Raw genomic sequence first — 11,778 nt, 5'->3', positions numbered from 1 at the left:
CGGGTTGACAGACCCGGAAACGTCTGGTTTGAATCGGTTCATCGAGCTGATCCGGAGGCCGGCGATGTCCCCGCAGTTCCCTCTTTCCCGACGTGTCTTCCTCGGCGGTGTGTCGGCACTGGCCGCCACCGCCGTCGCTCCGCCGAAGGCCGCGATGGCGGCCCCCGCCACGACGTCCGGCGGCGAAGTGCGCCTGCACTGGCTGGACGGCCGGCCCGCCGCCCCGGTGGGCTGCGCCTTCGGCGTCCCCTGGCAGCGGGGAACGCTGGCCAGGAACGTGCCGCTGGCCCTGCACGCCGATGACGGCTCACCGGTTCCGGTGCAGTCGTGGCCGCTCGCGTACTGGCCGGACGGCTCGGTCAAGTGGTCCGGGCACGCCGTGACGTCGTCCGCCGGCGCGGCCGCCTTCGCGCTGGCACCCGGGACACCCGCGCCGCCACCGGTTCCGGTCACCGTGCGCCGGTCGCCCCGCGAAATCGTGGTGGCCAACGGAACGGTCGAGCTGAAGCTCGCCACGACCGGCGCCGTCGCCGTGCCGTCGCTCGCCCGGGCCGGCCGGGTCGTGGCCCGCGACGGCGAGCTCGTGCTGCGGCTGCAGGACCGGCCGGACGACGCCGACGACACCCGGGCGCCCCGCCGGGAGGACTGGACGGGCATCGTCGAACGCGCCGAGGTCGAGCAGGCGGGCCCGGTGCGCGCGGTGGTGAAGCTGACCGGCCGGTACCGGCGCGACCGCGGCCGCGGCACCCGCGCGATCCTGCCCTGGACCCTGCGGGTCTACCTCGGCGCCGCCGACGACTCCCTGCGGGTCGTGCACAGTTTCCGCTGGGACGCCGACGAAAACCACGACTTCGTCCGCGGGCTCGGCCTGCGGTTCTCGGTTCCGCTGACCGATGAGCCGCACAACCGGCACGTCCGCTTCGGCACGGCCGCGCGCGGCGTCTGGGGCGAACCCGTCCGGGTGCTGACCGGCCTGCGCCGCGACCCCGGCACGGCGGTCCGGAAGGCCCAGACCGACGGCACCGCCACCCCGCCGGTCGCGCAGTGGGGTCAGCAGGTGCGTGACGGCTACCAGAAACTGGCTCTGTGGAACGATTTCACGCTCTTCCAGGAGTCCGCCCGGCACTTCGCCGTGTGGAAACGGACCAGCACCGCGGGCAGCTGGCTCAAGCACGCGGGCCACGGTGACCGCGCGTCCGGCTTCGGCTACGTCGGCGGTCCCGCCGGCGGACTGGGCTTCGGGCTGCGCGACTTCTGGCAGCGCGCCCCGCGCTCGCTGGACATCCGCGGTGCGGCCACGGACACGGCGTCGGTGACGCTGTGGTCGTACTCCCCGCTGGCGCCCGCGATGGACCTGCGCACCTACGACACCACTGCCCACGGGCTGGATCTGTCCTACGAAGACGTCCAAGAAGGTTTCGCGACGCCGCAGGGCGTGCTGCGCTCGACCGAACTGCGACTGTGGGCGTTGGCGGCCACCCCGCCGCGGGACACCATCGCCGCGTTCTCGGCCACGCTGACCGCGTCGCCGCAGCTCGTCGCGGACCCGGGCACCTACCACGCGGCCGGGGTGTTCGGCCGCTGGAGCCTGCCCGACCGCAGCACACCCGCCCGCGCGGCCCTCGAAGACGGCATCGCGCGCGAGATCGGCTTCTACGCCGACCAGGTCGACGAGCGCGAGTGGTACGGGTTCTGGCACTACGGCGACGTCATGCACACCTACGACGCGGACCGCCACGAATGGCGTTACGACGTCGGCGGGTACGCCTGGGACAACGCCGAGCTCGGCACGGACGCCCTGCTCTGGTACGCCTTCCTGCGTTCGGGCGATCCCCGGACGTTCCGGCTGGCGCACGCGATGACCCAGCACGTGTCCGAAGTGGACACCCACCACAGTGGCCGGTTCGCCGGTCTCGGCTCCCGGCACGCCGTCGTGCACTGGGGCGACGGGGCCAAGGAGGCGCGGGTCGGCGAGTCGTTCACGAAGCGGTTCTCCTACTACCTCACCGCCGACGAGCTGCTGGGCGACCTGATCCGCTCGTCGCTGCAGGTCGACGAGACGCTGCGCACGGTCGACCCGCTGCGCGCGGTTCTGCCGCCCCAGACGAAGGCGCCCGCCCGCATCCGGATCGGACCCGACTGGTACGCGCTGGTCAGCAATTGGCTGACCGAGTGGGAACGCACCGGCGACGTCCGCTGGCGCGACCGGATCGTCACCGGCATGCAGGACATCGCGACGTTCCCGGCCGGGCTGTTCACCGGCGAGGCGGGCGGCGCGGTCGGCTTCGACCCGACGACCGGCCACCTGGTGAACCTGGAGAAGGGCGACTTCGACGGCGGTTACAACCTTTCGATGGCCTTCCTCGGCGAGCAGATCCTCTGGGAGGCCCTCGATCTGGTCGACGTCCCGGAGTTCCGCCGGACCTACCTGGACTTCGCCCGGTACGCCCAGGCGCCGTCGGCGGAGAAGATCGCCCGGTACGGCCGCGATTTCAACCCCGGGCTGTTCAAGACGATCTACTCCCGCGTCACGGCCTGGGCGGGCGAGCAACTCGGTGACGCGAGCCTGCGCAAGCGCGGTTGGGACCAGTTCACCGGCGACCCGGCGGGCAAGCCGTGGCCGCCCGCGGAACGCGTCACCGGCTCGGCCGTGGCCGGTCCGGTGACCGAGATCCCCACCCGGACCACGACGAACCCCGCCGGGGACTTCGCCACGTTCGCAACCAACGACTTCGCCCAGCGGAACCTGGCCACCATCGCCCTGCTCGCCATCGCCCCGGAGGAAGCGCCGTGAAGGTCCTCGAACTCACCCTGGCCGCCGTGCTCACACTCGGTGCGGCCCCGGCGGACGCGGCTCCACGGTGGACCGTGTGCACCGGCTCGTGCTCGTTCGACGTGCCCGCCGGCGACTACCGGGTCGACGTGCTGCTCGGCGGCCGGAACGCCGGGTCGACCGGGCTCGACGTCGAGGCCCGGCGGATCGCCCTGGCGCCGGTGGCCACCAGAGCCGGGCAGTACGTCGAGCGGTCGGTGACGGTCGAAGTCCGCACTCCCGAAGGGATGCCGAGCGGTCAGGACGGCCCGGGCACCCCCGGGCTCCAGGTGCACCTCACCGGTCCGGCGCCGCAACCGGTCCGGATCGCCGTGACGCCGAAACCGAAGGCGCCGCGGGTCTTCGTCATCAGCGACTCCACCGCGTCCGACTGGGCGTTCCTGCCGAAGAACGGCTGGGCCCAGGCCCTGCCGGAGTTCTTCCGGGCCGGGCCGAGCGTGCGGAACTACGCCCAATCCGGCGCGAGCACGGTCAGCTACCTCGACGACCCGCGCTACTTCGCCCGCGTGCGGCCGATGATCCGGCCCGGCGACACGGTCCTGATCCAGCTGGCCCACAACGACAAGCAGACGACCGAGGACGTCTATCGCGCCAACCTCGCCACCCTGATCGACGGCGTCCGCGCGCAGGGCGGGGCGCCGGTCGTGGTCACGCCCCCGGTGCGGCACCGGTTCGGCGCGGACGGCAAGCTCACCCCGCTCGGCCTCGTCGTCAACAACCTCGGCGTCGACCTGCCCGCGGTGCTGCGGGACGTCGCCCGGCAGCAGCGGCTCCCATTGCTCGACCTGACCGCGCGCAGCCAGGCCCTGCTGGAAAGCCTGGGCGAAGCCGCGTCCTGGCCGCTGTACCTGACCCTCGCGCACGACGGCGTCGACGACGCGACCCACCTCAGCCGCTACGGCGCCGAGCAGTTCGCCGCGCTCGTCACGCGGGCGATGGCCCAGGCCCGCTTGCCACTCGCACGGTTTCTCCGCCCCTGACGGGTGACGGTCGTTTCCACCGGGCCCGTCGTGGGTATTTCCCAGGTTGCCGGCAACCGACCATGCAAGCGTGCGCACTGCGCGAGGTGAGGTCATGGTGACGACGACAGGCGATGGCGAGCCCCTTCCGATCAGCATCGAAGACACCGACGTCGCCCAGCTGGAAGCGGCCGTCGGAGTCCTGCGAGCCCTCGATTACCGGCAGGGCGGCGGGTTCTGCCGGGACGCCGTCCGGGTGGTCAAGACGGCGAGCCTCCTGCTGCACTGGGGCACGGTCCCGGATCCGTTGCGGGCCAGGCTGTCCACAGTGCTGGCCGACGTGCACAACCTGCTGGGCTGGACGGAGTTCGACATCGGACACGACGAGCCGGCGCGGCGCCGGTTCGAGCGTGCGCTGGAGATCGCGGCCGAGGCGGGCAACGGCAGCCTGGTGGCGAACATCCGCTACCGGCTCGGCCGCGTGCACCTGCACCGCCACGACGTCACCGGCGCACTGGCCGAGTTCGCCCGGGGCCGGGCGGCCGCGCGGCGCTCGGGGTCCCGCCGTGCCCTGGCGATCCTCGCGGCGAACGAGGCGTGGGCGTTCGCGATGGGTGGCGACGAGCGCGCGGCCCTGGCCCGGCTGGCGGAGGCCGAGGCGGCGTTCGCCACGGCGGACTCCTGGCCGGAGCCGAGGCCGTGGGAGGCGTTCTTCCGCGAGCCGGACATGGCGGCGATGCGCGGCACAGTCCTGACGGAGCTGGCCACGGCGGTGGCGGCCCGCTACAGCGGCGAGGCGATCACCCAGCTGACCGCCGCAGCCGGCCAGTACCGCGCCGACATGGCCCGCAGCCGGTCGCTGACGTTGATCATGCTGGCGCAGAACCACGCGGTCAGGGGTGACTTCGACGAGGCAACCCGGATCGGCGCGGAGGCGGTCGACCTGGCCGGGCAGGTGGGCTCGGTCCGGCCGAAGGACCGCCTGGCCCCGCTGGAGCGCCTGCTCACCCGGCACCGGCGCGACGCGGCGACGCAGGGCCTGGCCGAGCGGATCGGCCGCTACCGCGCCGAGCCCCTCCCCTGACACCCCAACCATCCGCCCCAACTCCACCGTGATGCCCCTCCAATCACGCGTGATGCCCCTCCAAACACGCGAGATCCGCCTCCAATCACGCGAGATGCCCCTCCCATCACGTGAGTTGCGGCTCGGATCACGCGTGCTGCCTACCCGATCACCGTGATCGCGTTCAACGCTCGGCCGATGAGGTCCGGCAGCGCACCCCCGCCGCCGATCCAGTCGTCCAGCGAGATGCGGACCGCCGTCATCGCGAGAGCCGCCAGCATGCGCGGCCGCGGGTCGCGCTCCGCCGCGTCGTGGAACCGCGGGACCAGCAACTCCGCGATCGCCCGCTCGTAACGCTGATATGCCTGCGCCGTCCACGCGGCCAACGTCGCCGAAGTCCGCGTCAGCCGGGCCAGCTCCCGGATCGAGTCCTCGTGCGCCGGGAACTCCGCCGCGAGCTCGCCGAAGGCCGTCACCAGGGCTTCCTTCGGCGTCAGCTCGGGCGGCTGACGTGCGATCGCCGCGGTGACCAGCGTCAGCCACGGGCCGGTGATCCCCTCCGCCACCGCGCTTTCCTTGGTGTCGTAGTAGCGGAAGAAGGTCGCGCGGGCGACTTCGGCGTCCGCCGCGATGTGGTCGACCGTCGTGCCGGCGACCCCGTGGCGCCCCGCCAGCCGGGCCGCCGACGCGGCGATCCGCGCGTTCGTCGCGCGCCTCTTGCGGACCGCCAGGCTTTCCGGTTCACTCCGAGACATAGTCTCATTCTGGACTATGTCTCACAAAGGAGCACGGGTGAACCAGCGCGCGCAGATCGTCATGTCCGCGGACGAGGTCGGCCGGTTCCTCGACGAGCAACGCGTCGCGACCCTCGCCACCCTCGGCCCGTCGGGCCAGCCGCACCTCGTGGCGATGTGGTACGCCGTCATCGACGGGGTGCTGTGGTTCGAAACCAAGGCCAAGTCGCAGAAGGCCGCGAACCTGCGTCGCGACGGCCGCGTCACCGTGATGGTCGAAACCGGCGACACCTACGACGCGCTGCGCGGGGTGGCCCTCGAAGGCCGCGCCACGATCGTCGACGACCCGGACGCGCTGTGGGCGGTCGGCGTCAGCGTCTGGGAGCGGTACAACGGGCCGTACCGCGAAGAGGTCCGGCCGATGGTCGAGTTCATGCTCGCCAAGCGGGTCGCCGTCCGCCTCGACGTCGAACGGACGCGGTCGTGGGACCACCGCAAGCTCGGCCTGCCCGCGATGCCGCTCGGCGGCACCACCGCCGCCCGGTGACTCCGTTCGGGTCGTTCCCGGATGTTTCGTCGTCGGACGACCGGGGTACCACCCATCCGGAGCGGACCGGCCGCCCGGCGACGGGGAAGGATTCCAGCATGCAGACCAGGGGTGAGCGTGTCCGCTGACGGCAACCGCGTCCGGCCTCAGGACCTCCTGCGCGTGACGGCCCACGACGCCGACGGCGCGGTCGTGCTCGCGGTGGCGGGCGAGGTCGACCTGTTCAGCGCCCCTGTCCTCGGCGACGCCGTCACCACCGCTCTCGCCGACGCGCCGGAACTGCTGGTGATCGACCTGTCCGAAGTGTCCTTCCTGGCCTCCATCGGCATCACGGCGCTGCTCGAGGCGCGCCGCGAGGCCGGCACCGCCACCCGGGTCCGGATCGTCGCCCCCGCCGGCGGCGTCGTCAACCGCACCCTCGAACTGACCGGCCTGCACGAGGCACTGGCCGTCACCACCACCCGGGCCGCCGCGCTCACCGGCTGAACCGGGCCGCGACGGCCCGGAAGACCTCCTTCGGTTCCCAGGCGAGACCCGGGTACGCCGTGCCGTCCGGCCCGTCGAGGACTTTGACCACGCCGTAGCTCGCCAGGTCGAGATCGCGCCGCGGTTCCGGATCGGCCGGGCATTCGTAACCGGCGAAGGTGAACCAGAACGCGCCGTGCACGCCCTCGGCCTCGAAGACGTCCATCAGTTCGGTGAAGTACGCCGCCTGGCCGGCCTCGTCGCGGACGTAGTCGCCGTTCAGCGCCCGCGGGTCGGCCTTGAAGTCGACGATCGTCCACCCCATTCCGCCCGCGTCGGCCGCGCCCCGGTGGGTGCAGCAGCCGAATTCGGTGATGACCAGCGGCTTTCCGTGGTTTCGGTGGTCACGGACACGCTGGGCGAAGGCATCGGCGTTGGCCGCCGAGCGGTACAGGTTGACGGCGGCGAAGTCGAACTCCGCCCAGTCGATCTCTTCCCAGTCCCCGGCGGCGTAGGTGATCCTGCCGCCGAAGTGCTGCCGCGCGATGCCGGTGAGGTCCCGCAGCAACGTGCCGAAGTCCCACTCGTGGGCGAACCCGGCCCAGGCGGCGGGATCCGCCGCGTTGCGCAGGCGTTCCATCAGGACGGCGCCGGGCACGAAGCCGGTGCAGAACAACGACATTTCGCAGCCGAGCACGAGCACGGTCTCCGGGTCCCGCGCCCGGATCTCCTCCGCCCGCCGGGCACAGCCGGCGAAGTACGGCGTCAGCTGCGGCGGCGTGAGGTCCATCGGGAACGGCGAAAACCACACGCGCAGGCCGGCGTCGATCGCGGCGTGCGCGGCCAGCACCAGGCGGTCCGGGTCGTCGCCGCTGATCCGGACGGTGTCGCAGTGCAGGTCCGCGGCGATGATCTCGAGTTCCCGCCGCACGACCGCGGGCTCGAACTCCCGGCGCGACCGGTCCCCGACCGCGCCGCCGAAGCCGGTGTCGTAGTTGATTCCCCTGAGCTGCATCCGCGCCCCCTTGGAATGTACGTCGTACATTTGAATGTACGCTGTATATTCCGGGCATGCCACAGCTGATCTGGCACCACCCGGAACCCCCGGGCCGGAAGAACGCGCTCACCCGCGCATCGATCGTGCACGCGGCCGTCGAGGTCGCCGACGCCGGCGGAGTCGCCGCGCTGACCATGCGCGCGGTGGCCGACGCGCTGGGCGTGTCGACGCCGATGTCCCTGTACCGCTACGTCTTGAACAAGGACGGCCTGGTCGACCTGATGCTCGACGAGGTGTCGGCCGAGGTCCCGGTGCCGGCCGAACCGAGCGGCGACTGGCGCGCCGACCTGCGCGGGCTCGCGGTCAGCCTGTGGACGATGATCGGCAGGCACCGCTGGTACGCCGAGCTCGTGGACGGCCGGCCACCGTTCGGCCCCCGCACCCTGCGACGAGCCGCGTTCCTGCTGACGGTGCTCGACGGCGCCGGCCTCGCGCCCGCCGTCGCATACGCGTCACTGCTGGACAACTACGTCACGGGAACGGCGATGAGCGTCAGCCGCGAACTGGTGATGCTCGAGCGGTTCGGCATCGGTTCGACCGAGGACCTGCAGGCGTACGCGGCCGAGATGGCCGACGACTCGCTCGCGGCGTGGCTCGCGGACATGCCGGACCTGACCGCGGACGCCCGCTTCGAGCTCGGCCTGGACTGCCTGCTCGACGGCTTCGCCCACCGCCGCCCCCGCCCCCCAACCGCCGCTTTCACGTGAAAGCGACGCTTTGCGGCGCAAAGCGGCACTTTCACGTGAAAGTGCCGCGAAGGTGACCGCGTCGCTCAGCCCCCGTTCCCGCCGGGTCGATGGCAGGATGTGCGCGGTGAGCATGCGCACCCGGAACAACGTGACCGGCACCGGCCGGGAAGACGGCCCCACCCTGCTGCTCGCACACGGTTTCGGCTGTGACCAGAACCTGTGGCGCCTCGTCGTCCCGGAACTCGCGCGGCGGTACCGGGTCGTGTTGTTCGACCACACCGGCGCCGGGCGCTCGGACCTGTCCGCCTGGTCTCCCGAGCGCTACGGCAGCCTCGACGGCTACGCCGACGACGTCCTGGACATCTGCCGCGAGCTGGACCTGCGGGACGTCGTGCTGGTGGGTCACTCGGTCAGCGCGATGATCGCCGTGCTGGCCGCCAACCGGGAACCGGACCGGTTCGCGAAGCTGGTGCTGCTCACGCCGTCGCCCTGCTACCTCGACGACGACGGCTACCGCGGCGGGTTCAGCCGGGAGGACATCGACGAACTGCTCGACTCGCTCGAGTCCAACTACCTGGGCTGGTCGGCGACGATGGCGCCGGTGATCATGGGTAACCCGGACCGCCCGGAACTGGGCGAGGAGCTGACGAACAGCTTCTGCCGCACCGATCCCGCGATCGCGCGCGTCTTCGCCCGGGTGACGTTCCTCTCCGACAACCGGGCCGATCTGGCGAAGGTCTCCGTGCCGACGCTGGTGCTCGAGTGCTCGAACGACGCCATCGCGCCGCCCGAGGTGGGGCGGTTCACCCACGAGCAGATCGACGGCAGCACCCTGGTGACACTCGACGCGACCGGGCACTGCCCGCAGCTCAGCGCGCCGGAGGACACGGCCGCCGCGATCACGGCGTTCGTGAGCGGGCCGTGATGTGCGAAGACCACCCCGGCCCGGGTGGTCAGGAAAGCACCGTTCCCGAATTCTCGGCCTTGCTGGAGGACAGCGCGGAAGACCTCTACGAGCACGCGCCCTGCGGATACCTCTCGACGCTGCTCGACGGCACGATCGCGAAGATCAACACCACCCTGCTCGGCTGGCTCGGCTACGAACGCGAGGACGTCGTGGGCCGGCGCCGGTTCGCCGATCTGCTCACCGTCGGCGGCCGGATCTACCACGAGACGCACTTCGCGCCGCTCCTGAGCATGCAGGGCGAGCTCGGGGGTGTCGCCTTCGAGCTGAAGGCCGCCGACGGGAGCCGGCTGCCGGTGCTGGTGACCTCGACGGTCAAGACCGGCACCGACGGGCAGCCGCAGCTGATCCGCACCACGGTCTTCGACGCGCGCGACCGGCGGGCCTACGAGCGGGAACTGCTGCGAGCGCGCGAAGAAGCCGAGCGCGAACGCGACCGGGTGCAGCGGCTCGCGCGGACGCTGCAGCAGACCCTGCTGCCGCCCGCACTGGCCGAGGTGCCCGGGGTGCAGGTCGCGGCCTACTACCACCCGGCGTCGGCCGACGAGGTCGGCGGCGACTTCTACGACCTGTTCCCGCTGACCGGCGACACGTGGGGGTTCTTCCTCGGCGACGTCTCCGGGAAGGGCGCCGCCGCGGCCGTGGTGACGTCGCTGGCGCGCTACACCCTGCGCGCCGCCGCGGTGCACGACCCCGACCCGGCCACCGTGCTGGACCGGCTCAACACCGTGCTGCACCACGAATACCGCGGCGCCGACCCGCGCTACTGCACCGTCATCCAGGGCCGCATCCGGCCCGGACACGACGGCGCGGCGATCACCCTGGCCACCGGCGGCCACCCGCCGGCGCTGCTGATCCGCGCCGACGGCACGTCCGCGTTCCTGCCCGTCCCGGGCGGCCAGCTGGTGGGCGCGCTGCCCCGCGCACGCTTCGCCGCCGTGGACGTCCGGCTGACCCCGGGCGACACACTGCTGCTGTACACCGACGGGCTGACCGAAGCCCGCGCGCAGGACCGCGTCCGCTACAGCGAAGAGCAGTTGCAGGAGTACCTGGCCGGCCTCGCGCCGACGACGGCACCCGCGGTGATCACGGCGGTGACCGGCCTGCTGGCGAGCTTCGGCGACGGCGTCGAGGACGACACGGCTCTGCTGGCGCTGAGCATCCCGCTTCCCGGAGGCGATCGATCGTGACCGGCACCCCGTTCTCCGTCACGACGCGCACCACCGGGGCCGGCGCGGTGGTGACCGTCGAGGGCGAGCTCGACGTGGCCACCGCACCCCGCCTCCGCGCCGGAGTGGCCGCGCAGGCCCTGGGACCGGGCCGGCTGCTGGTGGTCGACCTGGCCGGCGTGACGTTCTGCGACTCCAGCGGGATTTCCGCACTGATCGCGGCCCGCAACGTCGCCGAGGCGGCCGGGTCGGGCATCGCGCTGGCCGCGGTTCCCACCCGGGTGAGCCGGACGTTCGGGCTGATCGGCCTCGCGGACTTCTTCCCGACCTACCCGAGCGCCGAAGCCGCCCTCAGCGGCTGACGGCCCCGCCTCGAGCCGGCACCGGCGCCGGGATCAGCTCGGTCAGCGCGGCCCGGATCGCCGGGCTCGCCTCCGCGCTCCGCCGCCACACCGCGTGCACCTCCCGTTTCGGCGGCCGGCGCAACGGCCGCGCGATCAGCCCCTCCCCCAGCGGCGGCCGCGCGAGGCGCGGGATCAACGCCACCACCTGTCCCGACGCCACCAACGACAGCTGCGTCGCGAAGTCGTCGACCAGGTGGCGCACGTCCGGCTCGGCCCCCGCCGCCGCGAACAGCCGCCGGAACCACTGGTGGCACACCGTTCCCGGCGGGCTGGTCACCCACGCGTGCCCGGCCGGCGCGGCCTCGTCGAGCGGCGCGTCCAGCCCGGCCAGCGGGTGCGTGCGGCTCATCACCACGTCGCCGACGTCCGTGTGCACCCACCGCCGCACCAGCGACGGCGGCAGCGGCGCGGGCAGCAGCCCGTCGGCGTCGTGGACGAGCGCGAGGTCGGCCGTCCCCGCGTCGACGCTGTGCACCGCCTCGCCGGGATCCTGCTCCGTGAACTCGACGCGCAGTTCCGGACACCGGTCCGCCAGCCGCGGCAGCACCGGCGCGAGCAGGCCGCGGATGGCCGTCGAGAAAGCCACCACCCGGAGCGTGCCGCGCGGGGCGCCCCCCGACACCGACCGGGCCGCTTCGGCGCAGCGCTCCAGCGCCTGGAACACCTCCGGTGCCGAACCGGCGATCGCCTGCCCGGCCGGGGTCAGCACCACCCCGCGGCCCGCCGGCGCCAGCACCGGGACGCCGACCTGGCGTTCCAGCCGCTTGATCTGCTGCGACACCGCCGACGCGGTGAACCCGAGCTCCTCGGCCGCCCGCGCCAGCGTCCCGAGCGCCGCCACCGCGCGCAACGCCCGCAGCGCACTCACCTCGATCATGAAGCCAGGCTACGCAA

12 protein-coding genes are annotated in these 11,778 nt (G+C 72.6%); 9 read left to right on the top strand and 3 right to left on the bottom strand.

Going from position 1 to position 11,778, the window contains the following annotated elements; all coding sequences use genetic code 11:
- The first annotated feature begins 64 nt into the window (after positions 1-64).
- The 3 genes from ACLJQF_RS02900 to ACLJQF_RS02890 all read left to right on the top strand — a co-directional run bounded on the left by ACLJQF_RS02900 (position 65) and on the right by ACLJQF_RS02890 (position 4,876).
- Positions 65-2,794, top strand: coding sequence for a hypothetical protein (locus ACLJQF_RS02900; RefSeq protein ID WP_410606621.1), 2,730 nt, complete (start codon positions 65-67; stop codon positions 2,792-2,794).
- Complete coding sequence (locus ACLJQF_RS02895; RefSeq protein WP_410606620.1) at positions 2,791-3,813, top strand: GDSL-type esterase/lipase family protein; 1,023 nt, start codon at positions 2,791-2,793, stop codon at positions 3,811-3,813. Before ACLJQF_RS02900 ends, ACLJQF_RS02895 begins: the two co-directional genes overlap by 4 nt.
- A gap of 94 nt (positions 3,814-3,907) precedes the next feature.
- Entirely contained in the window at positions 3,908-4,876 is a 969-nt protein-coding gene (locus tag ACLJQF_RS02890; protein ID WP_410606619.1) for a hypothetical protein, read from the top strand.
- Positions 4,877-5,016: 140 nt separating this feature from the next.
- Here ACLJQF_RS02890 and ACLJQF_RS02885 read toward each other — a convergent pair whose 3' ends face one another.
- Positions 5,017-5,610: a TetR family transcriptional regulator gene (locus tag ACLJQF_RS02885; protein ID WP_410606618.1), complete on the bottom strand. Its 594-nt coding sequence runs from the start codon at positions 5,608-5,610 to the stop codon at positions 5,017-5,019.
- A 61-nt stretch (positions 5,611-5,671) separates the two neighbouring features.
- Between ACLJQF_RS02885 and ACLJQF_RS02880 the strand changes: the two genes are divergently transcribed.
- Complete coding sequence (locus ACLJQF_RS02880) at positions 5,672-6,136, top strand: pyridoxamine 5'-phosphate oxidase family protein (RefSeq protein ID WP_410606819.1); 465 nt, start codon at positions 5,672-5,674, stop codon at positions 6,134-6,136.
- A 111-nt stretch (positions 6,137-6,247) separates the two neighbouring features.
- Positions 6,248-6,622, top strand: a complete 375-nt coding sequence (locus ACLJQF_RS02875) for an STAS domain-containing protein (RefSeq protein ID WP_410606617.1) — start codon at positions 6,248-6,250, stop codon at positions 6,620-6,622.
- On the opposite strand, the gene ACLJQF_RS02870 is transcribed toward ACLJQF_RS02875, so the two are convergent.
- Entirely contained in the window at positions 6,612-7,616 is a 1,005-nt protein-coding gene (locus tag ACLJQF_RS02870) for a hypothetical protein (protein WP_410606616.1), read from the bottom strand. The genes ACLJQF_RS02875 and ACLJQF_RS02870 overlap by 11 nt on opposite strands.
- Before the next feature lie 56 nt (positions 7,617-7,672).
- On the opposite strand from ACLJQF_RS02870, the gene ACLJQF_RS02865 reads away from it, so the two are divergent.
- From ACLJQF_RS02865 to ACLJQF_RS02850, 4 genes are all read left to right on the top strand, one after another.
- Complete coding sequence (locus ACLJQF_RS02865) at positions 7,673-8,365, top strand: TetR/AcrR family transcriptional regulator (RefSeq protein ID WP_410606615.1); 693 nt, start codon at positions 7,673-7,675, stop codon at positions 8,363-8,365.
- Positions 8,366-8,471: 106 nt separating this feature from the next.
- On the top strand, positions 8,472-9,272 hold the full coding sequence (locus tag ACLJQF_RS02860; protein WP_410606614.1) for an alpha/beta fold hydrolase: 801 nt from the start codon (positions 8,472-8,474) through the stop codon (positions 9,270-9,272).
- Positions 9,272-10,501, top strand: a complete 1,230-nt coding sequence (locus ACLJQF_RS02855; RefSeq protein ID WP_410606613.1) for a SpoIIE family protein phosphatase — start codon at positions 9,272-9,274, stop codon at positions 10,499-10,501. The genes ACLJQF_RS02860 and ACLJQF_RS02855 overlap by 1 nt, the downstream gene beginning before the upstream one ends.
- Positions 10,498-10,842 (top strand): STAS domain-containing protein, encoded by a 345-nt coding sequence (locus ACLJQF_RS02850; protein WP_410606612.1) that lies wholly within the window; start codon positions 10,498-10,500, stop codon positions 10,840-10,842. The genes ACLJQF_RS02855 and ACLJQF_RS02850 overlap by 4 nt, the downstream gene beginning before the upstream one ends.
- On the opposite strand, the gene ACLJQF_RS02845 is transcribed toward ACLJQF_RS02850, so the two are convergent.
- Positions 10,832-11,761 (bottom strand): LysR family transcriptional regulator, encoded by a 930-nt coding sequence (locus ACLJQF_RS02845; protein ID WP_410606611.1) that lies wholly within the window; start codon positions 11,759-11,761, stop codon positions 10,832-10,834. The genes ACLJQF_RS02850 and ACLJQF_RS02845 overlap by 11 nt on opposite strands.
- Positions 11,762-11,778 lie beyond the last annotated feature (17 nt).

The organism is Amycolatopsis sp. lyj-109 (genome assembly GCF_046548995.1).
Lineage (GTDB): Bacteria > Actinomycetota > Actinomycetes > Mycobacteriales > Pseudonocardiaceae > Amycolatopsis.
The sequence above is the reverse complement of the archived record's forward strand: the minus strand, read 5'-3'. Positions and strand labels throughout refer to the sequence as shown.

Excerpts from the sequence above, each read along its gene's own strand:
- ACLJQF_RS02900 (WP_410606621.1), top strand. The coding sequence starts at position 65 with ATGTCCCCGCAGTTCCCTCTTTCCCGACGTGTCTTCCTCGGCGGTGTG.
- ACLJQF_RS02890 (WP_410606619.1), top strand. The coding sequence starts at position 3,908 with ATGGTGACGACGACAGGCGATGGCGAGCCCCTTCCGATCAGCATCGAA.
- ACLJQF_RS02885 (WP_410606618.1), bottom strand. The coding sequence starts at position 5,610 with ATGTCTCGGAGTGAACCGGAAAGCCTGGCGGTCCGCAAGAGGCGCGCG.
- ACLJQF_RS02880 (WP_410606819.1), top strand. The coding sequence starts at position 5,672 with ATGTCCGCGGACGAGGTCGGCCGGTTCCTCGACGAGCAACGCGTCGCG.
- ACLJQF_RS02870 (WP_410606616.1), bottom strand. The coding sequence starts at position 7,616 with ATGCAGCTCAGGGGAATCAACTACGACACCGGCTTCGGCGGCGCGGTC.
- ACLJQF_RS02865 (WP_410606615.1), top strand. The coding sequence starts at position 7,673 with ATGCCACAGCTGATCTGGCACCACCCGGAACCCCCGGGCCGGAAGAAC.
- ACLJQF_RS02855 (WP_410606613.1), top strand. The coding sequence starts at position 9,272 with ATGTGCGAAGACCACCCCGGCCCGGGTGGTCAGGAAAGCACCGTTCCC.
- ACLJQF_RS02845 (WP_410606611.1), bottom strand. The coding sequence starts at position 11,761 with ATGATCGAGGTGAGTGCGCTGCGGGCGTTGCGCGCGGTGGCGGCGCTC.